The organism is Saccharopolyspora sp. ASAGF58, from assembly GCF_012277335.1.
Taxonomy (GTDB): Bacteria; Actinomycetota; Actinomycetes; order Mycobacteriales; family Pseudonocardiaceae; genus Saccharopolyspora; species Saccharopolyspora hattusasensis.
Genome location: NZ_CP040605.1, coordinates 2,317,517 through 2,343,993, shown reverse-complemented (window position 1 = coordinate 2,343,993; position 26,477 = coordinate 2,317,517). Strand labels below are relative to the sequence as shown.

The 26,477-nt window shown below is 66.7% G+C and carries 30 protein-coding genes, 1 tRNA gene and 2 pseudogenes; 23 read left to right on the top strand and 10 right to left on the bottom strand.

The genetic code is table 11. The features are described from left to right. The first annotated feature begins 20 nt into the window (after positions 1-20). From FDZ84_RS11090 to FDZ84_RS11065, 6 genes are all read left to right on the top strand, one after another. Positions 21-1,706 carry an AMP-binding protein gene (locus FDZ84_RS11090; protein WP_168585827.1) on the top strand — a complete coding sequence of 562 codons (1,686 nt, stop codon included), beginning with the start codon at positions 21-23 and terminating at the stop codon, positions 1,704-1,706. After that, on the top strand, positions 1,690-2,547 hold the full coding sequence (locus tag FDZ84_RS11085) for a class I SAM-dependent methyltransferase (protein ID WP_168585826.1): 858 nt from the start codon (positions 1,690-1,692) through the stop codon (positions 2,545-2,547). The genes FDZ84_RS11090 and FDZ84_RS11085 overlap by 17 nt, the downstream gene beginning before the upstream one ends. A gap of 91 nt (positions 2,548-2,638) precedes the next feature. Next, entirely contained in the window at positions 2,639-2,893 is a 255-nt protein-coding gene (locus FDZ84_RS11080; RefSeq protein WP_168585825.1) for an acyl carrier protein, read from the top strand. Beyond that, positions 2,890-3,699, top strand: a complete 810-nt coding sequence (locus FDZ84_RS11075; RefSeq protein WP_168585824.1) for an acyl-ACP desaturase — start codon at positions 2,890-2,892, stop codon at positions 3,697-3,699. The genes FDZ84_RS11080 and FDZ84_RS11075 overlap by 4 nt, the downstream gene beginning before the upstream one ends. A 2-nt stretch (positions 3,700-3,701) precedes the next feature. Then, positions 3,702-5,432: an acyl-CoA dehydrogenase family protein gene (locus FDZ84_RS11070; RefSeq protein WP_168585823.1), complete on the top strand. Its 1,731-nt coding sequence runs from the start codon at positions 3,702-3,704 to the stop codon at positions 5,430-5,432. A gap of 240 nt (positions 5,433-5,672) precedes the next feature. Next, positions 5,673-6,209 carry a GrpB family protein gene (locus FDZ84_RS11065; RefSeq protein ID WP_168585822.1) on the top strand — a complete coding sequence of 179 codons (537 nt, stop codon included), beginning with the start codon at positions 5,673-5,675 and terminating at the stop codon, positions 6,207-6,209. Positions 6,210-6,235: 26 nt separating this feature from the next. Here the strand turns inward: FDZ84_RS11065 and FDZ84_RS11060 are convergent, their stop codons facing one another. From FDZ84_RS11060 to FDZ84_RS11050, 3 genes are all read right to left on the bottom strand, one after another. Further along, positions 6,236-7,393, bottom strand: coding sequence for an RNA polymerase sigma factor (locus FDZ84_RS11060; RefSeq protein ID WP_168585821.1), 1,158 nt, complete (start codon positions 7,391-7,393; stop codon positions 6,236-6,238). After that, positions 7,390-7,800 (bottom strand): YciI family protein, encoded by a 411-nt coding sequence (locus FDZ84_RS11055; protein ID WP_210435681.1) that lies wholly within the window; start codon positions 7,798-7,800, stop codon positions 7,390-7,392. Before FDZ84_RS11055 ends, FDZ84_RS11060 begins: the two co-directional genes overlap by 4 nt. A 521-nt stretch (positions 7,801-8,321) precedes the next feature. Then, positions 8,322-9,119 (bottom strand): S9 family peptidase, encoded by a 798-nt coding sequence (locus FDZ84_RS11050; protein WP_168585819.1) that lies wholly within the window; start codon positions 9,117-9,119, stop codon positions 8,322-8,324. Between the two features lie 314 nt (positions 9,120-9,433). Here FDZ84_RS11050 and FDZ84_RS11045 point away from each other — a divergent pair, with 314 nt between their 5' ends. Next, entirely contained in the window at positions 9,434-9,670 is a 237-nt protein-coding gene (locus FDZ84_RS11045; RefSeq protein ID WP_168585818.1) for a hypothetical protein, read from the top strand. 306 nt (positions 9,671-9,976) lie between these two features. Next, on the top strand, positions 9,977-10,666 hold the full coding sequence (locus tag FDZ84_RS11040) for a bifunctional 2-polyprenyl-6-hydroxyphenol methylase/3-demethylubiquinol 3-O-methyltransferase UbiG (protein WP_246868931.1): 690 nt from the start codon (positions 9,977-9,979) through the stop codon (positions 10,664-10,666). Between the two features lie 248 nt (positions 10,667-10,914). Here the strand turns inward: FDZ84_RS11040 and FDZ84_RS11035 are convergent, their stop codons facing one another. Next, on the bottom strand, positions 10,915-11,565 hold the full coding sequence (locus tag FDZ84_RS11035; protein ID WP_168585817.1) for a class I SAM-dependent methyltransferase: 651 nt from the start codon (positions 11,563-11,565) through the stop codon (positions 10,915-10,917). Between the two features lie 129 nt (positions 11,566-11,694). Between FDZ84_RS11035 and FDZ84_RS11030 the strand changes: the two genes are divergently transcribed. The 3 genes from FDZ84_RS11030 to FDZ84_RS11025 are packed head-to-tail and all read left to right on the top strand — an operon-like array spanning position 11,695 to position 13,269. Continuing rightward, on the top strand, positions 11,695-12,708 hold the full coding sequence (locus FDZ84_RS11030) for an LCP family protein (RefSeq protein ID WP_210435679.1): 1,014 nt from the start codon (positions 11,695-11,697) through the stop codon (positions 12,706-12,708). Between the two features lie 16 nt (positions 12,709-12,724). Further along, a complete protein-coding gene (locus FDZ84_RS39955; protein WP_210435508.1) occupies positions 12,725-12,922 on the top strand; it encodes a DUF664 domain-containing protein in 198 nt (65 codons plus the stop codon). Beyond that, entirely contained in the window at positions 12,871-13,269 is a 399-nt protein-coding gene (locus tag FDZ84_RS11025; RefSeq protein WP_210435507.1) for a DUF664 domain-containing protein, read from the top strand. The genes FDZ84_RS39955 and FDZ84_RS11025 overlap by 52 nt, the downstream gene beginning before the upstream one ends. A gap of 42 nt (positions 13,270-13,311) precedes the next feature. Here the strand turns inward: FDZ84_RS11025 and FDZ84_RS11020 are convergent, their stop codons facing one another. Next, positions 13,312-13,593, bottom strand: a complete 282-nt coding sequence (locus tag FDZ84_RS11020) for a DUF2457 domain-containing protein (RefSeq protein ID WP_168585816.1) — start codon at positions 13,591-13,593, stop codon at positions 13,312-13,314. Positions 13,594-13,978: 385 nt separating this feature from the next. On the opposite strand from FDZ84_RS11020, the pseudogene FDZ84_RS11015 reads away from it, so the two are divergent. Next, positions 13,979-14,717 (top strand): annotated as a pseudogene (locus FDZ84_RS11015) (helix-turn-helix domain-containing protein). A gap of 447 nt (positions 14,718-15,164) precedes the next feature. Here FDZ84_RS11015 and FDZ84_RS11005 read toward each other — a convergent pair. Together FDZ84_RS11005 and FDZ84_RS11000 are read right to left on the bottom strand one after the other, a co-directional pair. After that, entirely contained in the window at positions 15,165-15,530 is a 366-nt protein-coding gene (locus FDZ84_RS11005; RefSeq protein ID WP_168585813.1) for a hypothetical protein, read from the bottom strand. After that, the gene (locus tag FDZ84_RS11000) at positions 15,527-16,384 is read right to left on the bottom strand and encodes a transposase (RefSeq protein WP_168585812.1); all 858 of its coding nucleotides are present in this window, start codon (positions 16,382-16,384) and stop codon (positions 15,527-15,529) included. The genes FDZ84_RS11005 and FDZ84_RS11000 overlap by 4 nt, the downstream gene beginning before the upstream one ends. 362 nt (positions 16,385-16,746) lie before the next feature. Here FDZ84_RS11000 and FDZ84_RS10995 point away from each other — a divergent pair, with 362 nt between their 5' ends. From FDZ84_RS10995 to FDZ84_RS10975, 4 genes and pseudogenes are all read left to right on the top strand, one after another. After that, positions 16,747-16,980 (top strand): DUF397 domain-containing protein, encoded by a 234-nt coding sequence (locus FDZ84_RS10995; protein WP_168585811.1) that lies wholly within the window; start codon positions 16,747-16,749, stop codon positions 16,978-16,980. 473 nt (positions 16,981-17,453) lie between these two features. Then, positions 17,454-17,858, top strand: coding sequence for an SSI family serine proteinase inhibitor (locus FDZ84_RS10985; RefSeq protein WP_168585810.1), 405 nt, complete (start codon positions 17,454-17,456; stop codon positions 17,856-17,858). Positions 17,859-17,938: 80 nt separating this feature from the next. After that, positions 17,939-18,397 carry a GtrA family protein gene (locus FDZ84_RS10980; protein ID WP_168585809.1) on the top strand — a complete coding sequence of 153 codons (459 nt, stop codon included), beginning with the start codon at positions 17,939-17,941 and terminating at the stop codon, positions 18,395-18,397. 156 nt (positions 18,398-18,553) lie between these two features. Beyond that, positions 18,554-18,862, top strand: a pseudogene (locus FDZ84_RS10975) (tyrosine-type recombinase/integrase); the annotation flags it as partial. 99 nt (positions 18,863-18,961) lie between these two features. Here FDZ84_RS10975 and FDZ84_RS10970 read toward each other — a convergent pair. Beyond that, positions 18,962-19,035: transfer RNA gene (locus FDZ84_RS10970), tRNA-Gly, on the bottom strand. An 86-nt stretch (positions 19,036-19,121) separates the two neighbouring features. Here FDZ84_RS10970 and dcd point away from each other — a divergent pair. Continuing rightward, complete coding sequence (gene dcd / locus FDZ84_RS10965) at positions 19,122-19,703, top strand: dCTP deaminase (protein ID WP_168585808.1); 582 nt, start codon at positions 19,122-19,124, stop codon at positions 19,701-19,703. On the opposite strand, the gene FDZ84_RS40610 is transcribed toward dcd, so the two are convergent. Then, positions 19,672-19,935 carry an isochorismatase family protein gene (locus tag FDZ84_RS40610; RefSeq protein ID WP_210435506.1) on the bottom strand — a complete coding sequence of 88 codons (264 nt, stop codon included), beginning with the start codon at positions 19,933-19,935 and terminating at the stop codon, positions 19,672-19,674. The two genes, dcd and FDZ84_RS40610, sit on opposite strands and share 32 nt — an antisense overlap. On the opposite strand from FDZ84_RS40610, the gene FDZ84_RS37700 reads away from it, so the two are divergent. From FDZ84_RS37700 to FDZ84_RS10935, 6 genes are all read left to right on the top strand, one after another. Next, positions 19,850-20,176 (top strand): hypothetical protein, encoded by a 327-nt coding sequence (locus FDZ84_RS37700; RefSeq protein ID WP_210435833.1) that lies wholly within the window; start codon positions 19,850-19,852, stop codon positions 20,174-20,176. The two genes, FDZ84_RS40610 and FDZ84_RS37700, sit on opposite strands and share 86 nt — an antisense overlap. A gap of 121 nt (positions 20,177-20,297) precedes the next feature. After that, complete coding sequence (locus FDZ84_RS10955; protein WP_168585807.1) at positions 20,298-21,446, top strand: epoxide hydrolase family protein; 1,149 nt, start codon at positions 20,298-20,300, stop codon at positions 21,444-21,446. Positions 21,447-21,632: 186 nt separating this feature from the next. Further along, positions 21,633-22,421: a helix-turn-helix transcriptional regulator gene (locus FDZ84_RS10950; RefSeq protein ID WP_246868929.1), complete on the top strand. Its 789-nt coding sequence runs from the start codon at positions 21,633-21,635 to the stop codon at positions 22,419-22,421. A 96-nt stretch (positions 22,422-22,517) separates the two neighbouring features. Continuing rightward, positions 22,518-23,879, top strand: coding sequence for an IS4 family transposase (locus FDZ84_RS10945; protein ID WP_168585152.1), 1,362 nt, complete (start codon positions 22,518-22,520; stop codon positions 23,877-23,879). Positions 23,880-24,013: 134 nt separating this feature from the next. Continuing rightward, positions 24,014-25,243 carry an IS256 family transposase gene (locus tag FDZ84_RS10940; RefSeq protein WP_168589965.1) on the top strand — a complete coding sequence of 410 codons (1,230 nt, stop codon included), beginning with the start codon at positions 24,014-24,016 and terminating at the stop codon, positions 25,241-25,243. Between the two features lie 149 nt (positions 25,244-25,392). Further along, positions 25,393-25,683 carry a DUF397 domain-containing protein gene (locus FDZ84_RS10935; protein WP_371812831.1) on the top strand — a complete coding sequence of 97 codons (291 nt, stop codon included), beginning with the start codon at positions 25,393-25,395 and terminating at the stop codon, positions 25,681-25,683. Between the two features lie 218 nt (positions 25,684-25,901). On the opposite strand, the gene FDZ84_RS10930 is transcribed toward FDZ84_RS10935, so the two are convergent. Continuing rightward, positions 25,902-26,189 (bottom strand): hypothetical protein, encoded by a 288-nt coding sequence (locus FDZ84_RS10930; RefSeq protein WP_210435505.1) that lies wholly within the window; start codon positions 26,187-26,189, stop codon positions 25,902-25,904. Between the last annotated feature and the right edge of the window lie 288 nt (positions 26,190-26,477).

Genomic DNA, 26,477 nt, shown 5'->3' with positions numbered 1-26,477 from the left:
GGCACATACGCGAAGCCTGGGTGACCGACGTCCTGGCGGGCTACGAGAACGACCACCGACCCGCCCATGAATACCTTCGCGAAAACGGCGAATGGACCGCGGTCAGCCGGCACGACCTCCTCTGGGGCGTCCAGTCGGCCGCACGGGGGTGGCGCGAGGCTGGCCTGCGGCCCGGCGACCGGGTCGCCGTCGAGGCGACCGACCCGCACGTCTTCGTCCCGGCCTTCCTCGGCGCCCTGTGGGCTGGCGTGGTCCCCGTTCCCCTGCCACCGCCTCCCGCGGCGGGGCGTCACGCCGCGTGGAGCGCCCACGTGACGGCGATGGCGCGTACCGCGCAGCCCCAGGTGATCGCGCTGCGAGGTGACACCGAACCGCCAGCGGACAGTGGGAGGCCGGTCGCCCTCGACAGCATCGTCGCCGCGCCGCCGGAAGAGTCACCACCCCACAACCCCGAGCCGGACGCGACCGCGTACCTGCAGTTCAGCAGCGGCAGTACCGGAAATCCCCGTGCCGTCCCGGCGCGCGTAGCAGCGGTACTCGCCAACGGCCGGGCCATCATGCACGACGGCCTGCGCAGCGACCCGGCCATCGACCGAGGTCTTTCCTGGCTCCCACTCCACCACGACATGGGACTGGTCGGATTCGTGCTGGCACCCCTGCTGGCCTGGGTCCCCGTCTCCTTCATCCCGACCCGCTTCTTCGTGCGGGATCCTGGGCTCTGGCTGCGTTCGATGTCCGAACGACGCGCCACGATCAGCTTCGCGCCCAACTTCGCCTTCGCGCTGAGCGCCCGCCGGACCTCGGCCGAGCAGACCGCTGCCCTGGACCTCGGCCACGTGCGCGTGCTCGGATGCGGCGCCGAGCCCATCAACCATTCGGTGCTGGAAGGGTTCTTCAGTACCTTCGCCCCCACCGGCCTCGCTCCCGAGGCCCTGATGCCGTGCTACGGGCTGGCCGAGGCCACCCTCGCGGTCACACTCTCCCCACCGGATCGCCCGTACCGCGTGGACCATGTCCGGACGGCCGCGTTGTCCGCCGGGCAGGCCACCCCCGTCGGCGCGGATCCCACCGGTGAGACAGACCCCGCCGACAGCGGGGCCGGGCTGCCGGACCCTGCCGACGGCGTGAGCACCCTCGTCGGGTGCGGACCACCCCTGCCGGGCAACGAGATCGTCATCCGCGACACCCACGGCGACGCCCTCGGTGAGCGCGCCGTCGGTGAAGTCTGGGTGCGTGGCCCCTCCGTCGCTCGCGGCTACGTGGCGGCTCCACAGGAGACCCGCACGTCCTTCCTGCCGGGCGGCTGGCTGCGCACCGGAGACCTCGGTTACCTCGCCGAAGGGGAGTTGTTCGTCACCGGACGCGTTAAGGATCTGCTGATCCTCAACGGCCGCAACATCGACCCACAGCGCGTGGAGTGGCTCGCCGAGACCGTTCCCGGCGTCCGCGCGGGCGGCGTCGTCGCCTGCACCCGCCCCGGTCCGCAGTCCGAGGAATTGGTGATCGTCGCCGAGTGCCGCACCTCGGCCGCCCCCAGCTTGGCCCCCGCCCTGCGCGAGGCGGTGGCCGCCGCTCTGGGCATTCCCGTCCACGACGTTGTCGCCGTCCGGCCCGGCACCGTCCCCAAAACGACCTCGGGAAAGCCACGGCGGCAGGAAACCCGCCGTCAGTACCTGGAAGGTGCCCTCCATGTCCAGCAGGGCTGACATAGCCGTCAGTTACGACCTCGATCCGGAGTTCTTCCGGTTGTGGCTCGACAGCCGGATGAATTACACCTGCGGCGTCTTCGACGACACCGACGACCTCGACACCGCCCAGCTCGCCAAGCTCGGCATTCTGCACGACTTCGCCCGCATCACACCGCAGAGCCGGGTGCTGGACATCGGCTGCGGCTGGGGGAACAACCTCGCTTACCTCACCGAGGAACGCCACGTCGCCCAGGCGCACGGCATCACCCTCTCCGAAGCCCAGTACAACGAGATCCTGCGCCGCGACATGCCGGGAGTAAGCGTCTCCTGCGTCGACTACCGCGACTTCACGCCGTCCCACACCTTCGACGCGGTGCAGTCCATCTGCATGATCGAGCACGTCTGCACTCCCGAAGAGGCCCGCGCGGGCCGCGCTGTCGCGCGTTACCGCGACTACTTCCACAAGGCGTGGACGTGGACCAGCCCCGGCACCCACTTCGCGCTCCAGACCGGGCTGCGCGACCGCCTGCCCCGCCGTCCCGAGGAGGCGCGGGAGCTCCAGTGGCTCGGCAGGACTATCTTCCCCGGGGGCATGACGCCCCGTGCCGAGGACATCATCATGGCCGTAGGTCCCTACTGGGAGGTCATGCAGCTGCGCACCAGGCGCGAGGACTACGAGCGGACCACCACCCACTGGCGCACCCGGCTGCGCGCCCACGAAGAAGAAATCCGCGACCGCTGGGGCAACGATCTCTTCGAGACCTATGACCGCTATCTGACCTGCTGCGTCAACTCCTTCGCCCGCCGGCACATGACCCTCTCCCAGTGGTGCCTGCGCCGGGTCGACGATCCCGAGTGAAAGCGCTGCGGCCCACAGCCGTCGAACAGGGCGGTGGTACCCACACCGTCTCCCGGAACACCGGTACTACCGCACAGGAAAGGGAATCCCGATGACACAGGACGACCTGCTGGCCCTCCTCGGCCGTGGTCTGCGCCAGATCACGGCCGCCGAGCGACCCCCGCTCACCCCGGAATCCGACCTCCACTCGGCCGGCATCGACTCCCTGCAGCTGCTGGAGCTCGTCACCTGGACCGAGACGGAGCTGGACGTCCGCCTGCCCGACGAAAAGCTCTACTCCGTGACGGATGTCCGAGGGCTGTGCGACCTGATTTCCGCCGAACTCGCGAACCGGACCGCCTCATGAACAGGGATCTGCGCGAATCCTTCCACCGCACCTACATGACGTTCTTCGAGAACGCCGAGCGCACCCGCAGGTGGAATCTGTTCAACGACATCGACTGGGACGTGCTCGACAGGTCGAAGAGCGATCCGCAACTTGCCACCAACGCCGAGACGTTCTGCGGCGTGGAGATGTTCCTCCCCGACTATCTCAACGCCCACCTGGAACTCTTCGGCCGCAACTACGCCCAGGCCTGGTTCGCGGCTAACTGGGGGTACGAGGAATCCAAGCATTCCCTCGCCCTGCGGGAGTACCTGCATCGCAGCGGTCAGCGCACTGAAGAACAACTCCACGACTACGCCGACACCGTGCTGGCCAAACGCTGGGAGCGCCCGTACGAGAGTCCCCGCGAAATGCTGATCTACGGCATGATTCAGGAACTCACCACCTTCGTGGTCTACCGCTCCCAGCGCACCCTGGCCCTGGAGACCGATCACCAGGTCCTCGCCGACATCTACCGCCTCATCGGCCGCGACGAGATGGCCCACACCAAGTTCTACCAACAAATGGTCGCCCTCCTGCTCGACGACGACCGAGAAGGAACCCTGGCCGATCTGGCACATGTCCTGCGGACGTTCCGCATGCCCGCGGAACAACTCCTCCCGGACCCCGATGCCCGCACCGCCCTCATGCGCTCCACTGGCATCAACGGCCAGGTCTACCTCCGCGACATCGTGGCTCCCACCCTCAAGGCCCTGCACCTGACCCGCCACGACCTGCCCGTCGCCAAACCCGGCACGACGGCCCGGCCGCACGGCCAGGAGAAATGACGGTGCCCGAACCCGGAGCGCCTGTCACCGCCTTTCTCGACGAGCCCCTCTTCGATCCGCTCGCCCGGTACGAACTGGGGGTGGACGAGTTGATGCTCCTGACGGTCGAACGCGCGAAGGCATTGCACGCCAAGGGATTGGTGGGGAGCGAGGCCTGGTGCGGGGGAAGCCGGGAAACCCGGTTCCCCGACCTGGTGCGCACCCTGGGCTGGGTCAGCGCCTTCGACATCTCGCTGGTCTCCACGATCGGCAACCAGCAACTGGCCGGCAATGCACTGCTCTCGCACGGCAGTCCCGCACAGCTGGCGGAGTACCGCGACGAGATCGATCGGATGGAGCGGGTGTACGCCTTCGCGGTGACCGAGATCGGCCGGGGGACCAACCTCCTGTCCATCGGGACGGAAGTCCACTACCGGCACGAGGACCGGTCGCTGCGCGTGATGACACCGACCGATGACGCGGCGAAGTACTGGATCGGCAACAGCCTGTTCTCCGCGACGCACGCGATGCTCCTCGCCCGGTTGGTGGTCGACGGTGCCGACGAGGGCCACCACTGGTTCCGGGTACCGCTGCGGCCGACGGAAGGCGCGCTGCCGTTCCCCGGCGTGCGCATTCGCCGTGCCGACCCCAAGGGCGGGATCGCGGGGAACCAGACGGGAATGATCCATTTCGATCAGTACCGGATTCCGCCGGACTCCCTACTGAGCGCCTGGGCGCACATCGATGACTCCGGCAGGTACGTCTCCGAGATCGCCAGGCGAGCGCGTTATCTGCGCTGCCTGGAGACGTTCTCTCAGGAACGCATCTTCCCCGTGACGGGAGCGGCCGGGGTGTTGCGGCGCTGCGCGGCGATCACTCTTCGCTACAGCACTCACCGAGAGACCTTCGGCAGCACTCTCCTGAGCTACCAGCACTACCGCGAACGCCTCATGCCCGTCGTCGCCGGGGCACTCGCCCTCCACCACCTGACCGAGCACCTCGTCGAGGAATGGACCAGTCGCTACGCGGCAGAGCCGGTCGCTCGCCACCGGCAGACGCTTTACGGACTGACCTCCGGGGCCAAGGCCCACGCTTCGTGGGCGGCCAACGCGGCCCTGGTCGTTCTGCGGGAGCTCTGCGGGGGCCACGGGTTCCACAGCCACAACGAGATCGTCACGGCACGCGTGGACGGCGAGATCAACACCACCTTCGGCGGCGACAACACCGTCCTGTGCTACGAGAGCGTCCGTGTCGCCGCGAAAAACGCGCCAACTGACGACGCCTCTCCCACCGTGCCCGCCGTCACCGAGGACGGCCTGCGCTCGTGTGGCCACGGCATCGACCTGCTGGAAGCGCTGGCGGAGCGTCTTCTCCGGCGCTGGAGGACGTCGCAGCGCGGCGCACTGTGCCGACCGCAGGTCGACGCGCGCTGCGCCGCCCTGCTGCTCCGCCGGTGGACGGCCCGTTCCCGGGGCGACGTCGACGACACCGTGCGACACCTCTACGCCGTGACCTGCCTGCTGGGCCTGGCTGACCATCTGGTGGCGGAGGGACTGCTGGACGGCGCGGGGATCCGGGGACTGATGGCGCAGCGCGGCGTGCTCAGCGACCGGTGCGCCGACCGGCATGCCGAGGTACTCGATCTGCTGGACGTGCCCGCAGCACTGCTCGAGGTGCCTCTCGCGCACGCCGACTACGTCCGTCGCACGGTCACAGCCGCCCGCGACACCGACGATCGGGTACAGCCGGCCTGACGGCGCTCGCCGGCCCACCCGGTCTGCACCACTAAACCGCAGTCAACGAAGATCGACAGGTCACCAGCGGTGAGACCCTACAAGGCTGTTGTAGGGTCTCGCGGTTGACGTCGTAATCTCACGAACGATGTCGTACGGATGTCATATCCGACATCACGGTGTGTGGTCATGTAGTGCTCTTTCAGATGAGATCATCTACAACATGACCAGCAGTCGCGGCGCGGTTCTTAAAATGCGCAGATGGCCATTGATATAGCGGAGTACGATGCTTCCTGGCCCGAACAGGGAACCCAAGCCAGCGCGGAGCTGATCGACGCCGTGCCCGGGCTGTTCCTGAACGTCGAGCACGTGGGCAGCACCTCCGTACCGGGTCTGGCCGCCAAGCCGGTGATCGATTTGATGGCGTCGGTTGCGAGGCTGGACGACGTTACCGCCGACCGGGAAGCCGTGCTGGAGCGGCTGGGCTACCGGCCACAGGAGACCGGGATGACCGAGCGGTTGTTCTACTACCGGAACACTGACGTCGGGTGGCGCAGCCACCACCTGCATGTCGTTACCGCCGACACCTGGGGCACTCGTAACGAGCGGCTGTTCCGCGACCACCTGCGGATGCATCCGGAGGTGGCGGCCGAGTACGGAGAGCTGAAGCGGCGCGTCGCTGCCGAGGAAGAGAACGGACTCGCCTACACCAAGCGCAAGACGGAACTGATCCAACGCGCAGTCGACCACGAGCGTGCCGCCCGCGGCCTGCCCCTCGTGCCGGTTTGGGAGGAGTGAGCCCGGTGGGGCGGAATCGGTGACCGTCAAGGCGGTGGTGAGGTCCGGGCGTGGTGCCGCACGCGTGCTGCTTCGCGGGTGAGGTGGTCGCGTTCGGCCAGGCTGGTGGCGGCGCGGGCAGCTTCGGCGTACAGGTCGGCGGCGTCGCTGAAATCGCCTGCGCGTTCGCGGAGGTATGCCGCCACCGCGGTGTACCGGGGCAGGGCGGGGTCGATGTCGGCGAGCGCGGCGAGGCCGGCCTGTGGTCCATCGGCTTCGCCGACTGCCACGGCACGATTGAGCCGCACGATCGGGCTGCCGGTGAGGAGCAGCAGTTCGTCGTACCACTCCACGATCTGCACCCAGTCCGTCTCGGACGCGGTGCTGGCGTCGGCATGCAGGGCGGCGATCGCGGCCTGGGCTTGGTACTCGCCGAGCCGGTCGTGGACCAACGCGGTCTGCAGGATCGTCACTCCTTCGGCGATCAGATCGACGTCCCAGAGCGAGCGGTCCTGCTCGGCTAGCGGCACCAGGCGACCGCCGGGCCCGGTGCGAGAAGCCCGGCGCGCGTGGTGCAGCAGCATGAGTGCGAGCAACCCGGCCGCTTCGGGCTCGTCGGAGAGGGCGGCGAGTTGGCGGGCGAGCCGGATCGCCTCGGCCGCCAGGTCGACATCCCCGCTGTATCCCTCGTTGAACACCAGGTAGAGCACTCGTAACACGGTCGTCAGGTTGCCGGGCTCCTCGAACCGGACCCCGGCGATGCGCCGTTTGGCCCGGCTGATCCGCTGGGCCATCGTCGCTTCCGGAACCAGGTATGCCGTCGCGATCTGCCTGGTCGTCAAGCCGCCAACCGCGCGCAGGGTCAGCGCGACTGCCGAACTCGGAGCCAAGGTGGCATGCGCGCACAGGAAGTACAGGCGCAGCGTGTCGTCCGTGGCAGGCACCGGGCCGCCGGGTGGTTCGGCCTCCACTGCGAGCTCTCGCTCGCGCCGGGCCTTCTCGGCTCGGGCGGCATCGAGGAATCTGCGCCACGCGACCGAGATCAGCCACGCCCTCAGGTCGCGTGGCTGCCCCTCCGGCCAGGTTTCGAGTGCCCGGATCAGGGCCTCCTGCACGGCGTCCTCGGCCGAGGCGAAGTCAGCTCCGCGACGGACGAGGACGCCGATCACCGCAGGCACGAGCTCCCGCAGCAGCGGCTCGTTCACTCGGTCACCGCGGGCGGCTCGGTGAGGAACGGCCGCACCTCGAGCCATTCGTGAATCGGCTTGCCACCAACCCCGGGAGCCGCAGACAGCTCCCCGGCCAGTTCGACCGCGCGATCCCAGGACTCCACGTCGATGACCATCCAGCCCGCGATGAGATCCTTGGTTTCGGCGAACGGGCCATCGGTCACCGGTGGGCGTCCCGCACCGTCGTATCGCACGAAGGTGCCCTCGGGAGCCAGTGCCTGCCCGTCCACGAACTCGCCGGTCTCCTCCAGGCGGGCGGCGAAGTCCTTCATGTACCGGATGTGCGCGTCGACCTCCTGCGGAGTCCACTGATCCATCGGCGGCTGGTCCACAGCCGGTGTCGGGCCACCTCGGTAGTGCTTGAGCAGTAGGTACTTCACAATGAGCTCCTTCTCGGTTGTGCGGCCGGTTAGGGCCGATCGTGCCCCAGGGACGGAGCCGGCGCGCTGTTCTCGACGCCACCGCCGGAAATCCGCACACTTTTCTGGATGTGACGCTGACCACAGGGGCGGCGATGCCCCACCCGTGTGGCATCTCGGGAGCTCACCGGTCAACAGCACGACCGCGGCCCGCAACCGGGGCTGCGCGATTTCGCGCGAAATCGCCACTTGCCAGGCGTGGCCAACGCCGATTTCGCGCGAAATCGCCACCTCGTGCGTCGCGGGCCGCAGCCGGTCAGCCCATAGCGAAAGCCCCGGCGGCTGGGTCGGCCGCCTGCTCATGACGCGGCGCACGCCCGTCCTCGTCCTGGTGAGCGTGATCTTCGTGTGGTCGCGAGTCCCGTTGCGGCGTGCCCGATCGGCCGTTGGTGGTGCGCACCCGCCGCCGCGATGGCTCAGCCCGACTTGCTGCGCGGGCACCGCTCACGGCTGGACGTCGCGACCAGGCAGGTCACCGGCTCCGCCTAGCCTGCATTCGTGAGGTGGCGTCGGAACCACGTGGTCAGGCCGGCGTCCACCTCGCGGGCCAGTGGCAGCTGTGGCGCGGGCTCGATGCCGGGCTCGTCGGCGAGCGGGTGGGCCAACCCGGGGATCGACAGCAGTTCGGACCGTTCGCCCAACGCGTCGACGAGATCCAACGCGTCGGCCCGCAGCGCCGGGTGATCCAGCTCGCCGCTGACGACCAGCAGCGGCGCGCGACCGGCGATGGTGCCCGCTTCGGCGACGAAGTCCAGGCTGTCGACGGCTTTCTCGGACTCGGCGTCATACGGGTAGTCGCCTGGGAACAGGTCCACGACGGACCGCATCCGGATGGCGGCGTTCACGACTGCACCGGCGAAGACCGGTATCTCGGTGCCTGCGAGGATCCGCAGCGCGACGGCCCCGCCCAGCGAGCCGCCGAGCACACCGATCGGGCCGTCATCGGCCGGCAGCTGCGCACGGATCGACGCCAGTGCGGCCGGGAACTCCTCCGACGCCTGCCGGACGAACGGGTACAGAGCTGACATCAGGACGTCCTTGCGGATCAGCTCCAAGCCGGCGGCCATGCTGCCGTCGACCATGCGCGCCCCGCACATCGGCATTCCGAGGTGCACCCGCCACGCGGGCAGGTCGTTCATCGGCAGCGCGGCAGCGAACGCGGCGTCCGACCTCGGCGCATCAAGCATGTGCCAGGTGACGATCAGCGGCGCGGGGCCGTTGTCGGCCGGTGGCAGAGCGGTGAACGGCACGCCAGCGGCCGTGCCCGTGATCGGTGAGTGCATGCGGCCACGGTAGGTCGACGGCCGCGTGCCGGGAATCGGTTACGCCACGGGGGGAATCGGCGCGGCAGGCGGCCGCCCTTCTCGTGCAGGTCGGCGCCGTTCTCGTCGTCAAAGCGGTCCCCGAAACCCAGGCGCGCTCACTCGAGCGGGTCGAAGAACTCTCCGCGCAGGTAGCAATCGCGCGTCCAGCGCACGACAAGGCACCTGAGGACCATCGAAACGTTGTACGGACTGCGGCGTACGGACTGCGGCTCTGCGGCGGACAACCACGACCCTCCCTGGTGGGCGGAGAATCGGGTTGCCGGTCGCTCGCTATGCGAGTGCTGGTCAACACCACCGCCGAGGTTTGGCGCGGCGACGACCACCTGCCCGACCTGGCCGCCCTCGTCGCGTTCGCCGACCTGCACGGCGACCAGTCCGGAAGCGACGATGTCCGCGGCGTGTTGTCCGAACTCGCCCGCCGCGGACGCACAGCCGACCTCCATGCGGTCCACGCACTTCGGGTGACCGTGCGCGACCTGATCGATCACCCCGACCGCGACTACGATTGACGTCCCGCCTGCCGTTGGGGCCGGGAAACTACCGCGGCGCACGGGGTTTCCGGGATATCGGCGTTCTCCTCTGATAGGGCGGCGGTTTCTGTCACGATCGGGAATTACCGGTCCGGCAGCTCGAAGTGGCGGCGGGAGGCTTCGATGTGACCGAGGTACCGGCGGGTCCAGCCGCACATCCCGTCGATCGCGACGCCATAGCACGAGTAGCCCAAAATTGGGACAAGTGGGCGTGTTGCTGTTTCCGCAAAGGATTTTGCCGAGTTGGCCGCGGTGGGTGCACGTTGGTCGCAGGAGGTGGTCGCGATGACCCAACGGGAAGCTCAGTTCACGAACGAATCGGAAGCCCGCAACTGCGAACGCGTCATGGGCGATAGCCGGCACGGCCTAGTGCCGGAAACGAATCAGCAGGCCTGGGACCAGCGGTACCTGAGCCGCGAGCAGCTCTTCAGTGGTGAGCCGAACGGGGTGCTCGTCAGCGAGATGGTGGACCTGCCGCCGGGGCAGGCGCTCGACGTGGGCTGCGGCGAAGGCGCCGACGCCCGCTGGCTGGCCGAGCGCGGTTGGCAGGTCACCGCGGTCGACGTCTCGCGGGTGGCGCTGGAGCGCGCTGCCCGGGAGGCGGGCGGCCACGGCGTGGCTTGGACGCGCGCGGACCTGAGCGCCACTGCGCCGCCCGCCGCCGCGTTCGACCTGGTGTCGGCCCAGTACTTCCCGCTCCGGCACGAGCCCGACCACACCGCTGCGCGCGGGTTGCTGGCCGCCGTCGCGCCGGGCGGCACGTTCCTGTTCGTTGGCCACGATCCCGGCGACCTCCCGCCGGGCACCAACCACAATTTCGACCCGAGCGACTACTACCACCCGCACGAGATCGCCGGTCTCCTCGACGACGACTGGGCCGTCCTGGTCGACGAAACCCGCCCGCGAACCGCCCCGCCGCCGCCCGGCACCCACCACGCCCACGACACCGTCCTCCGCGCGAAGCGGCTGCGATAACCGTCCTGTGTGGACTAAAGATTAGGGCGGGCCGACCGCCAGCGCCGCGGCAGCGCGGGCGGCTGGCCCACCGGCTTCGATCAGGAGATTTACCGGCGCCGCAACGGAAATCGAGCGAACGGTCAAGGCACTCTAGGGCTTGACCACCCGTTTCGGCAAACGGGCGTAAATCTTCCACGGCACTGCAACCGTTGCCGCCGTACGCCTTCTGCTCATGACTACCCGACAACCCTTCACGGGAAAGGTGATCAACCGAGTTGCTTGTCCAGGCGCATGAGGAGATGGCCTCGGCGGTATCGCTCGTCCTCGCGCGGTTCGCGTAGCATCCGGCCGATTTCGGCGAATCCTGCTTCGCCGGCTAGTTCCGCGAGGTCGTCGATCGGCCACCGGTAGGCGGTCGTGACTTTGTGGTCGAACGCGGTAACCGGCTCGCCTTCTGCTTCGAAGAAGGCGAGCAAGAGGTGGCCGCCGGGTGCGAGTACCCGCTGGAACTCGGCAAGGTAGGAGGGCACGTCCTGCGGTGGGGCGTGGATGATGGAGTACCAGGACACGATGCCGTCCAGCTTGTCGTCGGGCAGGTTCAGGGCGTCCATGGAACCGACCTCGAACCGCAGATGCGGGTATGCCTCGCGGGCGAGGTCGATCATCACCGGTGACAGGTCGATCCCGAAGACGTCCAGCCCCAGCTCCCGCAGGTGCGCGGTCATGTGTCCGGGGCCGCACCCGAGTTCGGCGACGTGCCCGGCGCTGGTGTTGCGTGCGAGCTCGGCGAACGCGGCGAGCACCGCGCGATCCAGCGCAAGCCCGTCAAGTGCGTTGCGGACGTATTCGGTGTAGAGGACGGCGACGGCATCATAGGCATCCGCTGTCGCACCGAGGTGCGAGGAAGAGTCAGTCACACGCCAGGACGCTAGAGGCTCCACCCCATCGCGCGTACGACTACTCCATCGGGCAGGCCGTGTTCCGTCCCGACGCCCCATTTCATGGGACATGAGCAACTTTCGGGCCAGCGGGACGTCTTCGCGGGTATGGACACCTATCAGTTCCGGAACGACTGGAGCGCTCGCGCCGCCGAGCGCCCCCCGCATCGGCGTCGTGCCCGCAGGGGTTTGGTGCTGGTGCTGCTCGCGTTGGTGCTGCTGCCGGTGCTGTTCGCCGGGTGGCTCTGGTTCCACGTCGATTCCTCGATCCGGCGAATCGACGCCTTCCCGGACTATCCGGGCAGACCGGCCGCGGGGGCGGGCGCGAACTGGCTGATCGTGGGTTCGGACAGCCGGGAGGGACTGGACCCGGAGGTGGCGGCCGGGCTGCACATCGGCGACGCGGCCGGCCAGCGCACGGACACGATCATGATCGCGCACCTGCCGGACAACTCGACCGCCCCGACGCTGCTAAGCATCCCCCGCGACTCGCGGGTGCAAATTCCGGGGCACGGCAAGACGCTGATCAACGCGGCCTTCGAGAGCGGCGGCCCGCAGCTGCTGGCGCAGACCGTGGAAAAGGAGACGGGGCTGCGCATCGACCACTACGCCGAGGTCGGCTTCGGTGGGTTCGCGGCGATCGTCGACGCGGTCGGCGGCGTCGAGATGTGCCTGGACGAGGAGATGCACGACACCAAGACGGGCCAGACGCTCCAGGCTGGCTGCCAGCAGATGGACGGCTCGGACGCACTGACCTTCGTCCGCATGCGCTACAGCGAGTCGACGCCGCGATCGGACCTGGACCGCGTCGCGAACCAGCGCAAGTTCATCGGTGCCCTCGCTTCGGAAGCGTCGAGCTTCACGACGCTGGTCAACCCGTTCACCGACTACGCCCTGGCGGACACCGGCGCGAACGCCCTGACGATGCTCGGCGAGGACGGCACGGGCGACCTGCTCTCCCTGGCCTGGGCGATGCGCGGCATCTCCTCGGGCGGCGTGGTGACGACAACGGTCCCGGTCACCGACGGCACGGCGCACAACTGGGACAAGAAGAAGGCCGCGGAACTGTTCGAGGCCATGAACACGGACACCCAGATCCCCGAGGACCTGATCACACAGTGACGGGGATACTCGCCGGATGCTCCCGTTCCCGGAACCGACGGCGCCCGCGTCGTCGCGTTTCGAGGTGTTCCTCGGCTACCTCGACTTCTTCCGCGCCACCGCGATCGCGAAGGTCGAGGCCCTGCCGGAGGCGGACCTGCGCCGCAGCCGACTGCCGTCCGGGTGGACACCGCTGGAACTGCTCAAGCACCTGACCCACGTCGAACTGCGCTGAATCGAATTGGGTTCGAAGGCCGACAGGTCGAAAACCAATGGGGCGACTGGAAGAACGGTCGCTGGCAAGTCGACCCGGGGGAAACCCGGGAGTCCCTGACGACGTGTCTGCGGACCGAGGGCGAACACACCAGCGAGGTCGTGCGGACCATGGACCTAGCGGCGGTGAGCCAACCGGGCCCCCGCTGGAGAGGAGCGGAACCGGCAACCCTGGAGAGGGTCCTGTTCCACCTGATGCAGGAATACGCCCGCCACCTCGGCCACCTCGACGTGGTCGCAGAACTCGCCACCGGCGAGACGGGTGAGTCATTGTTTTGCCAGACGTCACCGGCCCGTCAGGTCTCGTGAGTGGTTGTTCCGGTAAGAACCGGAAGGATCACTCACGAGCGTTCAGGCGCGCAGGTGGTGGCGCCCGGTGGGCTCGTCGGGATCTGTGGTGGGGAATCCCGGTGGTATGGGGGGATGTTTTTGTTCCACCCGGTGTTCTTCGGCCGCGACGCGGGTTTCGGCTTCGATGTCGGCTATGAGGTGCCAGACCGTGTAGGCGCCTTCGCCGCCTCCGGCGTGCTGGCCGGTCGAGAACGCGATGGTTCTCGCGGGCAACTGGGTGGCGAGCATGGCGAGGATCAGCAGGTTGAACAGGACGAACGTGCTGAGCTGGATCCAGAACATCGGTGGTTCTCCTTCGGTTGGGCGAGGGGTGTCAATTTCGCGAGAAATTGGCGTTCACCCGGGTGACGGTCAATTTCTCGCGAAATTGCGCCCTCCCCGGGTGATCACAGGCGGGTGGTGAGGGTGTGTCAGCAACGCATGCAGGTGTCCTCCCGAATCGAGTCCACTTCGGACCGATCGTGCAGCTCCGCCGCGCCCGCTTCCGCCCCACAGAACGCGCCTTCACCCGCTCCTCGACCGGGACTTTCGTTGCAGCGATGGGAAACGCGTGGCGACCGCCCGTGACCGGGCGCCAGACGTAGGTCAAGTAGTCAGACATCGGGATCTCCCTTGATCGATATACTGCAAGTCTTGCAATATTTGGAAATGCTTTGCACGTAATCTTGTGTCCGTGCAGGACACACCTCGGGCCAGAGCGCTGGCGAAGGAGCTCCGTGCGGTACGCAACGCGGCTGGCGCGACGATGCGGCAGGCCGGTGATGCCTTGGGTTGGTCCGAGGCGAAGGTCAGTCGCTTTGAGACAGCACGGCGCGGCCTCACTTTGGAGAACGTGCGACTGTTCCTGGACGCACTGTCGGTCGCCGGGAAAACCCATGATCGGCTGCTGAAGATGGCTCGCGAACTTGACCAGCCGGTTTGGTGGGAGTTCGGCGGCGGGGTCCCTGTCCAACTGACCGAGCTCGCGAACGCCGAGAGCAGGGCAGTTCACATCACTTCAGTTGCCGATGTGCGTATCCCCGGCCTCCTGCAAACACGGGAGCACTCTCGCGCTCTGCTGTCGGCGTTCGGTGTCGAGCCGAGTGATCGCATTGAGCAGCTGATCGCTATTCGACAAGTACGCCAAGGGACTCACCAAGCCGGACCCTGTTGAGTACGAAGTGATCCTCGACGAAGCCGTGCTCGGCCGAGCGGTGGGCAGTAATCGGCTAATGGCAGAACAGCTCGACCAAATCGTCAAGATGGCAGCTCGCGACAACATCGCGATCCGGGTCATTCCGTTCTCCGCTGGTGAGCACACCGGGCTGGACGGCGGCTTCCACCTGCTGGAGTTCGTGAGTTCCAGTCCGGTCGTCCATCTGGAGCAACGTCGTAGCGGAGCGTTCCTAGATGACCCGGACGACTAGACCCAAAATAAGCGTGTTGTGGGCTGGTGGGTCGTGATCTTGGTGTTTGGGTTGTGTTTTGGGGTGGTCGCGGGGGCGGGGGCCTGGCCGAGCGTGCCCGGGTCCGGTTGTCTGGCGTGTTTTTGATCGTTGCTGCGTTCTCGGTGGCGGTAGCGGGCTGATGGTGGGCGCGGTCGGTGGGGGCGTCGGCTCGCGGTCGGCGCCCTGGCGGGGGTGTGTGGTTGTGACGGTGTGAGCCCGGGGGCGGGGTCGTTACCCGAAGTTGGCGCTGTGAATGTTGGCCCGGGCGGTCAAGAGATACCCGATACTTCGCGTGTAGCCGACCAATCGGATGGTGGTGGTTCTGGCGTGCCGGATGACCCGGGCAGGTATCTCGACGATCTCACGCAGGAAGCGGGGGTATTCCATGCGGATGAACGCGCGCCGGTCGGGCTTTCCGGTGCATCATCATGGCGAACCAGGATTTGATGTTCCAGGCCAGTGCCGCGATGACCATGTAGGCCCAGTTGCTGACCAGGTCGTAAAGCGGGACGCGGAGGGCGTTGACACCTTTTTGAGTTGCTCGATGTTGTTTTCGTCGTTGCAGCGTTCGTTCGCGCAGGCGACGACCTGCGCGGCGGTGAGGTCGGTGCGGGTGGTGATATAGAAAAAGTAGCGGATCTCGTCGAAGAGGGCTTGTTCACCTTTGGCTTTGGTGATGTCCTTGCGGAGGACGATCATCCGGTAGTCGCGGCGGCATTTGCCAGGCCGGTAGGAGAACTCCGCCACATGCTCACTGTTCAGCCGCAGGTTGGTGTATCCCCGGGCTGTCACGATCCGCTGTTTGTGGTTGGGGCGGCGGGCGCGGGTCGATCCGGTCGACGTCTGGTACTTCGGCTTGCGGGCCAGCGGCCGCCACGCCGTGGCGGGCAGCGCTTCGGCGCGCGAAGGCCCGGCATCGCGTCCATGCCGAAGACGAAATCAACCTTGGCGGCCCAGGAATCGAAATGTTCGGTCAGCGAGAAATCGGTGTCCCCGCGCAGGCACACCCGGGGCGCATGCGGTGTGACGAGTTCGATGGATTTGTCGATCCATTCCGCGGCACCAGTGTGGCTGGGTACGTTGGCGGGCCGGTTCACCAGATACAGCGTTTCGCGGGTGTTGGCCAACGAGATGATCAGCGGCCCGTAACCCCAGATACCCTTGTACGACAGGCCGATGCCCTGCTTGCGCTGCCCATCGGTAGGGGCGTGTGTGCCGTCGATGTCGAGGTAGGCGACCGGGCCCAGCAGATCCCGCCCCCGGCCCTGCCACAGCCTCGGGCGGACGGCGTTGATCGCCTCCATCAGCGTGACCACATCGGCTTCGGCGAACCGGCGGCAGAAATCCCCCGCCATGGTGGGATCGGGGATTAGATCCGCACCGAGCGCATTCATATACGCCACATCATGGCGTAACCGTTCGATGTCTTCCAGCCGCTTGCCGCCGGTGGCGACGTTGTACGCAAGATTGAGCACATGATCAGACTCGTGGTAAGGCAGATGCCGCACCAACAGCCGCAGCCGCTGGTCGATCTCGGTAACCAGCCCCAGCTTCGTCACCAGCTCATGCAACGCCGGCAACCCACCAAACCCCGTCACATCGGTCGTGTCGCCCACCTCGTAGTGAACCCCGCCCGCCGAGAACACCGGCTTGTCCCGGACACCCCACCGCCCCGCCATCGCGTGCCGGTCCGCGACACGCCGACGACCCTGGCTGATATTCCGACGACTCCGCTCATGCGATATCTTCTTCACCCGGAAGGCCTTTCTTGGTGGAGCAAGCGACATACCCAAGCGCCGCGAATCCCCAACAAGATAAGGCCTTTCCCCTTCTCAACCCCGCAACGACACGCCCCAACACGCTTGATCAGGGACTAGATGACCCGGACGACGTAGCCCCATTCGTGCAAGCTCGGTCTACGCTGCGGCAGACAGCGCTGGAACCGGATGACTCTCTGGAGCTCATCTCGACCTACGCGAGGCGGCACGAACGCGAAGGGTGAGCCTTGATGAACGCGATCAACTGGCGGAAGTCCAGCTACAGCGGCAGCCAGTCCGAGTGCGTCGAGGTTGGCTGGAGGAATTCGAGCCGAAGCGCCGGACAAGGAAACTGCGTTGAGGTCGGGGGCGGGCCGGGCATCGTCGGCGTTCGGGATACGAAGGACCGGGATGGGGACATGCTGATATTCCCCCGGCGGCAGTGGGTGGCGTTCGTCTCGGGGTTGCGGGATCGCCGCTGGTGAATTGGGCCGTTCGGGCATTTCGTGGAGCCGTTTCACGAATGTTGTCCGGGCCGGGCCGGGCCGGGCCGGGACCTCGCTCCTGCACTCACGAGAATCGCGGGTGTGAAGTCCGAGGTCCTGGTGACCGGTGCCAAGGACGAGGGCGACAGCGTTGTCCTTGCGGGCTTCGACCACCCGGTCCCCAACGGCACCCGCCTCTTCTGACCGGCTCCCGCAAAAGGATTCCTGGCGTTACCCGTCCGGGCTAATGATCATCACGTCATGTAGTCCAGTACCGTTGTCCACGTCCGCTGCGGCGGACCTTCACCGGTAGGCGCGGAAAACGCGGATTCTCCTAGATTTCGCAAGCCCGCCGGTCGGGCCGAGTCAGCACGAGACACCGTTGGCGCGCATTGGGTGTCTTGTGCTGACGGTCCGCATCTCCAGAGACCAGTGCTGCGCATAGCCGCGGCCTTCGTTGGAAATGAGGAACGGTGTTGGCGAAACCAATGCGTCGTGCCCTGCTCACGTCGGCCCTGATCGCCGGAACGGTGATCGCCTCCGCATCGACGGTCGCGGCGGCCCCGGCGAACGGCCCCAGCGCGCTCCGGCTCTCGCTGGACACGGGCGGCGCTTCGACGCGCAGCTTCGCGGTCCTCGAATGCCACCCGGCGGGAGGCTCGCACACGCACGCGGCGCAAGCGTGCACGGAACTCGAAGCGGTCCAAGCGGATTTCAGGCAGATGACGCCGGACCAGTCGAAAGCCTGCACCCTCCAGTACCAACCCATCACGGCGAAGCTCGAAGGCAACTGGCACGGAAAACCCGTGAGCTTCACGGAAACCTACCCGAACAGCTGCGTCCTGAAGTCCGAAACCGGAGTGGTTTTCGACCTCTGACCCGTGCCGACCCGGCAACCCGCGTCCAGTAGTACGGTCACGGCTGGTTGTGGCATGAACGCGCTGCCTCTGGAGGGGCGTTGACTTCGAACACGGCGAGCGTTCCGCGGCAGGCGAAGCGGTTGAGTTTCTTCTCACAAGCGTTCCGATTTGGCCTGGTAGGGATCGGCGGCGCGGTCGTCGACTATGGCAGCCTCAATTCGATCCTCGCTTCGGGGGTTTGGCCCGAGCTGGCCCGAGTCCTCAGCTTCATCATCGGAAGCACTGCGGTCTACCTGGTGAACCGCCGCTGGACGTTCACCTCGCGCCGAAACCGGCGCGAGGTCGTAGCGCTGACCGTCGTCCTCGTGGTGACCTTCGCCCTGGTCGGAGGGGTGAATGCACTGGCCCTCCGACTCTTCCCGGACTCGCCCTGGCAGATCACGCTCGCCTGGGCGATCTCCCAAGCGGTGGCGACAACCTTCAACTTCCTAGCCCAACGCACATTCGTGTTCAGAAACCGACCAGGAGAACGCCCGGCCCAACCCGCCGGCGAGTGAGCCGACTGCGGAAGGCTCGTCCGGCGGGTCACGGCAGCGGATGCAACCAGCGCACCGGGACGGTCAACGTCTGGTCGCTGGGCGGGCTCACGACCTGGCCGGTGCTGGAATCTTTCAGAACGCCTTCAACGACGTAGTCGACGTCAGCGGAAAGCCCCAGCTGCTGAGCGATCTCCGGAGGCAGCGGGAGCCAAGACCGTGACCCAGATGGGTCTGAAAGGCCTGCACTTCCACGATCTTCGGCACGCCGGGAACATCTGGGCTTCGAAGGCGGGCATGTCGACCAAGGACCTCATGGCGCGGATGGGGCACGACGACATGCGTGCCGCGCTCATCTACCAGCGGGCGACGAGCGACGCGGACGAGCGGATTGCGGACAGGCTGTCGGCCCTGGTCGACGAGCATCGGAACGGCACGCGGCCGGCCGACGACGATGATGACGGCACAGCGGAACGGGCGGGTTGATCGCGGCATGTTGTTGGCACGTTGTTGAGTGCCAGAGTTGATCTAGAAATGATGAAGGCCCAGGCGAAGCGAATCTAGCTCCTGACCTGGCCTTTGTGTTGGAGCGGATGACGGGAATCGAACCCGCGTATTCAGCTTGGGAAGCTGATGTTCTACCATTGAACTACATCCGCGTACCTCTTCGGCTTGCTTTGAGGCGTTGTCAGCCTAACACGGTGGCGGGCGAAGATCGTAACCGGGCTCCCGATACGCTTGGGGCGTGTTGCTGAGTGACCGGGACCTGCGCAAAGAGCTCGATGACGGTCGGCTCGAACTTGATCCGTTCGACGCTGCCATGATCCAGCCGTCGAGCATCGACGTCCGGCTGGATCGCTTCTTCCGGGTCTTCGACAACACCCGGTACACCCACATCGACCCGTCGAAGCAGCAGGATGAGCTGACGTCGTTGGTGGAGACGCCCGGCGACGATCCGTTCGTGCTGCACCCGGGCGAGTTCGTGCTCGGGTCGACCTTCGAGTCGGTGCGGTTGCCGGACGACCTGGCTGGCAGGCTGGAGGGCAAGTCGTCGCTGGGGCGGCTGGGGTTGCTCACGCACTCCACCGCCGGGTTCATCGACCCCGGGTTCACCGGTCACATCACCCTGGAACTTTCGAATGTGGCCAATCTGCCGATCACCTTGTGGCCGGGGATGAAGATCGGTCAGCTTTGCCTGTTCCGGTTGTCGAGCCCTGCGGACTTCCCGTACGGCTCGAAGGAGGCCGGGTCGCGCTACCAGGGGCAGCGCGGGCCGACGCCGTCGCGGGCCTACCTCAACTTCCGGCGCACCGACACCCGTCGCTGACTCCGGTTCCTTCGAGCATCGCCACCACCTCGGCGGTGGGGCGAACATCGCCGAATGATCGGTAGATGGTGTGCAGCGTGGCGTTGTGCTCTTCGTCGCGCCCTGCCGCGTTGCCGTCCGCAGTCATGATCACGCGGAAGCGTAGGGTGCTCGCATCGCGGGCCGAGGATTCGCAGCACACGTTCGTGACCGTTCCCGTGATCAGGACCGTGTCGATTCCGCGGCGCGTCAACAGTTCCGGCAGTGCGCGCCGGCCGGGGAAAGAAAGCGCTGGGCGCGGACTTCTCGACCAGCACATCGTCGTCGTGGATCTGAACTCCCGCCAGACGCGTTCCGCCGGCGCCCCGTGCCGCGCGCGGCTGAATCGAGTAAGCAAGTTCGTGGGCGTTGTGATGTGGGTGCTGCAGGGCGAGATCGTGGTGAAGTACCTGAAGGAGACCAAGGGTCGTTCCCTGACGGAAATGGGTCGCTGACCTGGCACGATGCCCGAGGGGCGTCCCCGCTTGGGGTGCCCCTCGAATTTTTTCCCGGGTCCGGGAACAACGCCGGGACCTTGCGCGTATTAAGTACCGTACAGCGTACGAAGGAGTGTGCATGGCCTCTCGTGACATCACCCCGTTCCGTTTCGACATCCCGCAGCACGACCTGGACGACCTCCGCGAACGGCTGGCCCGGGCCCGCTGGGCCGACGAGGTGCCGGGGCTGGGCTGGAGTTACGGCCCGCCGCTGGGCTACCTGCGGGAGCTGGCGGAGTACTGGCGCAGCGGCTACGACTGGCGGGCGCAGGAGGCGCGGCTGAACGAATTCCCGCAGTACACCACCGAGATCGACGGCGAGAACATCCACTTCCTGCACGTCCGCTCGCCCCGGCCGGACGCTTTGCCGCTGATCTTCACGCACGGCTGGCCGAGTTCCATCGCCGAGTACCTTGACGTCATCGGGCCGCTCAGCGAGTCGTTCCACCTGGTCATCCCGTCGCTGCCGGGCTACGGCCTGTCCGGGCCGACCCGCTCCACCGGTTGGGGCGCCAACCGGGTCGCGCGGGCCTGGGCGGAACTGATGAGCCGGCTCGGCTACGAGCGTTACGGGGCGCAGGGCGGCGACTGGGGCACGTGGATCTCCCGCGAGCTGGCGATTCTTAAGCCGGACAATGTGATCGGCGTGCACACCAACGGGATGATCACCTTCCCGGGCGGTGACCCGGACGAGATGACCGGGCTTAGCGCCGCCGACCACGCTCGGATGGGCGCGTGGCAGCGGTACACCGACGAGCTGTACGGGTACAAGCTGATCCAGTCCACGAAGCCGCAGGCGTTGGCGTACGCGCTGGCGGACTCGCCGATCGGGCTGCTCGGCTGGATCGTCGGCGTGCTCAAGGAGTGGACCGACTGCGAGGACACGCCGGAAGACGCGATCGGCCGCGACCGGATCCTGACCACGGTGATGCTGTACTGGCTCACCAACACGGCGGGTTCGGCGGCCCGGTCCTTTGTGGAGACTCCGGACAATTCCTCCAAGGCGGAGGAGGAAGGTGTCATCGCGGAGCTGCAGAACGGCACCGTCCCGCACGGCGTCGCGGTGTTCCCGAAGGACATCCTCGCGCCGGTCCGCCCCTTCGCGGAGCGCATCAACAACATCGTGCGCTGGACGGAGTACGACCGGGGCGGAACCTTCCCGGCCATGGAGGAACCCGACCTGTTCGCCAACGACGTCACGGCGTTCTTCGCGTCCCTGCGCGGGTGACGTTGGCGATTTCGCGCGAAATCGACACCTGCCAGGCGTGGCGAACGCCGATTTCGCGCGAAATCGCAACCCGCTGCGCGAGGCCTGGGCCGTCGGCTCGAACGGGTGCGTGCTTGGTGGGTGAAGCGAACGGCCTACTGACTCCGTCTAGCGACGCGAATGGTCCGTTCGCTCCATCCCCGACCGGTGTCACGGCCAGATGAGGGTGAGGTCGAAGAGGACGCCGAAGCGGGATTCGGCGCTGGCCGCGTCGTCGAAGACCGCGAACCGCGCGAAGAAGCCGGTATGACGCAGGAGAAGGCCGCAGCAGGCCTGGACATGTCCACGAGTGCCTTGAGCCGCAAGGAAACCGGCGAGGTAGCGACATCGGTGCACGAGATCCGCTCGATGATGGACCTCTACGACGCCTACGACCCGGACCTGCTCGACCTGGCCAGAGCAGCGCGGGAACGCGGCTGGTGGCGGGCCTACGGCGTGGAGGACCGGGGTTACGTAGACCTGGAGACCGAAGCCTGTACGGTGCGCGAGCTGTCGCTGATGTACATCCCGGGCCTGCTCCAGACCGAGGAGTACATGCGGGCGATCTTCAAGGCCGACCGGGTGCGGCGCACGAAAAAGGTTTTCGAGAACCAGGTTTCGGTCCGGTTGATCAGGCAGCAGAGGATCGTGGATGGCGAGCAGCCGTTGAGGCTGGTCGCCGTATTGGACGAGGTTGCGCTCGGGCGCCCGATCGGCGGTCCAGACGTGATGCGCGACCAGCTGAAGTACGTGCTGCAGACGGCCGAGAACAGGCAGGTGGAGCTCCGTGTGATTGGGCGGGAAACAGGACCTCATCCAGGAATGGAGGGTTCGTTCATCATCCTCAGCTTCCCAGAGCCAGAGGATCAAGACCTGCTGTACATCGCCTATCCCACCGGCTCGATCCATGTTGAGAAAGAGCCTGAAGTGCAGGAAGCTAGTCTCAAGGCCGGGTAGTTAAGGCGTGAGCCGGTTCGTCAACCCCCCGGGAACGGGCAACGGAGTCCCTGCTAGAACGGTGTCGACCAAGATCACCAGATAGCAGGAACTCCGTTGGATACCCAGTCTGTCATCACCCGCACGATCACCGTGTCCGGGGGCCGGTTCGCACCCGGCCACCTCGGTGAACTCACCCAGCACCTGCCCTTCGAGATGGTCGATGAGGCCCTGACCGCCACCCGCACCACGCAGTCCCGGCTGCGGGATCTGCCCTCACGGGTGGTGGTCTACCTGCTGCTGGCCGCGTGTCTGTTCCCCGAGATCGGCTATCCCGGCGTATGGCGCAAACTCACCGCCTCGCTCACTGGCCTGCCCCTGGTCACCCCCACCACCAGCGGACTCGCGCAAGCCCGCCGCAGGATCGGCGTCGCGCCCTTGCGATGGTTGTTCGACCTGCTCCGCGGACCGGCAGCCACGGTGGGGCAGCGCGGAACCTGGTGGCGTGGCCTGCTGGTCTGTGCGATCGACGGCACCACCCTGACCGTGCCCGACAACCCCAGAATGCTGGCCCGCTTCACCAAACACCGCGGCAACCACGGTGGCACCGGCTACCCCCAGATCCGGCTGGTGGCCCTGCTCGCCTGCGGCACACGCACCCTGATCGACGCGGTGTTCGGCCCCACCACCACCGGCGAGACCACCTACACACCACACCTGCTGCGCAGTCTGCGACCAGGGATGATCCTGCTGGCCGACCGCAACTTCGGCGCCAAAGACCTCATCACTGAGATCGCAGACACCGGCGCCGACGTCCTCGTCCGGCTGAAAAACGGCCGCAAGATGCCAGTCCTGGCCCGATACCCCGACGGGTCCTACCTGTCGATGCTGGGCCGGCTGCTGGTACGGGTCGTCGAGTGCGAGATCACCATCTCCACCACCGCCGGCCGGCACACCGGTGTCTACCGGCTGGCCACCACACTGACCGATCACCAGCACTACCCGGCCGCCGAGTTGATCACCTTGTACCACCACCGGTGGGAGATCGAAACCGCCTACCTGGAACTGAAATCGTCCATCCTCGGCGGCCGGGTGTTACGCGCCCGCACCCCGGCCGGTGCCGAACAGGAGATCTACGCCCTGCTGGTCACCTACCACCTGCTGCGCACCGCGATGGCCGACGCCACCAACACCCAACCCGACATTGATCCCGACCGAGCCAGCTTCACCATCGCCTACCAGGCCGCCCGTGACCAACTCATCCAGGCCGCCAACGTCATCGCCGACACGGTCATCGATCTGGTCGGCACCATCGGCCGCCATATCCTGGCCGACCTGCTGCCCGCCCGACGACTACGGGTATGTCCCCGCATCGTCAAACGCGCCATCTCCAAATACCAGGCCCGAGGCCCGAACATCGACCGAACCAGCTACAAAGCCACTGTCGGCGTCGACATCCTCACACCCGCAGACCCTTGACGATCACTACAACAGCCAAACTTCACGGCCGGGACTGTAATTTTAACGGTGTAACTCCTGAGATGTAGGAGGCACCAGTGACTGAGGTGAAGACCGAGCAGGCCAGCGAGGCCGCCGCGGCAGACCTGGCGGTGATGGATGAGCAGATCCAGCAGCTGGCCGATCGGGCCCGTGCCGAAGGGCTGCGGCTGACTGGTGAGGGTGGGCTGCTGGGCCGGCTGACCAAGCTGGTCACCGAGGCCGCGCTAGCCGGCGAGATGGATGATCATCTCGGCTACGGCAAGCACGACCCGGTTGGCCGCGACGGCGGCAACTCGCGTAACGGCACACGGGCCAAGACGGTGCTGACCGAGGCCGGTCCGGTGGGAATCAGCGTGCCGCGGGATCGTGACGGGAGTTTCGAGCCGGCGATCGTGAAGAAGCGGCAGCGCCGCCTGTCCGGGGTGGACGATTTGGTGATCTCGTTGTCCGCCAAGGGGTTGACACACGGCGAGATCTCGGCTCACCTGGCCGAGATCTACGGGGCCGAGGTGTCCAAGCAGACGATCTCCACGATCACCGACCGGGTGATGGACGGGATGGCCGAGTGGCAGAACCGGCCGTTGGACCCGGTCTATCCGGTGATCTTCATCGACTGCATTCACGTCAAGATCCGCGAGGGTAACGTGGCCAACCGGCCGATCTACGTCGCGCTCGCGGTGACCGTGGACGGCACCCGCGACGTCCTTGGGCTGTGGGCCGGCGAGCACGGCGACGGGGAGGGCGCCAAGTACTGGCTGCGGGTGTTATCCGAGATCAAGAACAGGGGTACCGCCGACTGCTGCATCGTGGTCTGCGACGGGCTGAAGGGCCTGCCTGAGGCCATCGCGCAGGTGTGGCCGCAGACGATCGTGCAGACGTACATCGTTCACTTGCTGCGCAACAGTTTCCGTTATGCCTCCCGTAAGGACTGGAGCGCGATCGCCAAGGACCTCAAGCCGGTCTACACCGCACCCAGCGAGCAGGCGGCGCTGGACCGGTTCGCCGAGTTCAGCGAGAAGTGGGAGTCCCGGTACCCGGCGATCGTGCGGCTGTGGACCAACGCGTGGGCGGAGTTCGTGCCGTTTTTGCAGTTCGACACCGAGATCCGCACGATCATCTGCACGACCAACGCCATCGAGAGCATCAACGCGCGCATCCGCCGCGCGGTGAACGCTCGCGGCCACTTCCCCAGCGAGCAGGCTGCCTTGAAGTGCGTCTATCTCGCAATCATGAGTCTTGATCCCACCGGGACGGGCCGCAAGCGCTGGTCCAACCGCTGGAAGAAGGCCCTCAACGCCTTCGAGATCACCTTCGACGGACGCCTGTCCGCCGGACGCCGATAAAACCGAAAACAACAGTTACACCGAAAACTTGACAGCCCCTCACGGCCTTGAAGCTAGTCTGGTGTTTGAGCACCTGCGCGAGATTGCGCTGTCTCGTGAGAAGTCGATGGAGCGGATCGAGCAGGTCGCTCGGACTCTATGAGCTCGGAGTGAGCGAGGCGAGACGCATGTACGCGGTAGACCTGATCGACGTCAGGTGGCGCAAGACCAGCCGCAGCGGCGGCGGAAACAATGGCGCCTGTGTCGAGGTTGCATCCGCAGAAGCCAAGTGGCGCAAGAGCAGTCGCAGTGTGGGCAGTGGGCAGGGCGGCAACTGCGTCGAGGTGGCGTTCGCCGGTCCGGCTGTTGCGGTGCGGGACTCGAAGGATCCGGGTGGTCCGGTGCTGGCCTTCCCGGCCTCGTCCTGGGCGGCGTTCCTTGCCCGGGTTGCGGGGCGCTGAGGTCGTGAGTGCGACACCCGGCTCTTACCGGCATTCGCACTCACGACCATAAGCACGCCTCACCCAGGAGTCCATTGTGGATGCGATTTGCGGCTGGGTGGGCCTGCCGTTGGGCGGCACGGGGTTGGACAGTGCGAAGGCCATCGCGATGGCCAGGACCAGGGCGCTGAGCAGGAGGAGCAGCCAGGGTGGAGGCTCTGCGGCTTTCCGCGGTACGGTCACCGGCCGAGGGCGGGGGCGTCGGTCGGCTGCTCCAGCGCCAGTGGCCCGATGATCGCTCGAATGCCGCTGTTGACCTCGGCGGTCTCGTCGGCCAGCGACCGGCACCGATCGCAGCCGTTCAGGCGGATTTCCACTGTGATCACGTCGCGCTTCGACAGCGCGTTGCGGGCCCAGCCGCCAAGCCGGTCGATCACCGTCCGGCAGCGCTGGTCGGACACCTCGGCCAAGTGCGCGTTCAGGTACTCCCGGCGTAATCGCTGAGCTCGGCCATCGTTCCTCCGCATCCGGTACCGGGTCGATACCGGGACTGACGCATCGCTGGCATATGACGCCGGAATCGGCAACTCGCTGTGCGGGACCGGATACCGAGGGTTTGATCTAGTGCGGTGCGAGAGCCCAGGAACCCGGCAACATCGAAAACCCGCTGGACGACGGGATGATCCGCGTGGCGGTGCAAGCCGGCCGGATCCACGGCGACGTTGGTCACACGGGCCAATGTCGCAGAGGCGCCGCGGGAGCGCGGTGAGTAGAAGCGGGCCGAAGCGGAAGTCCGTGGTGACTCGGGCCTTGGA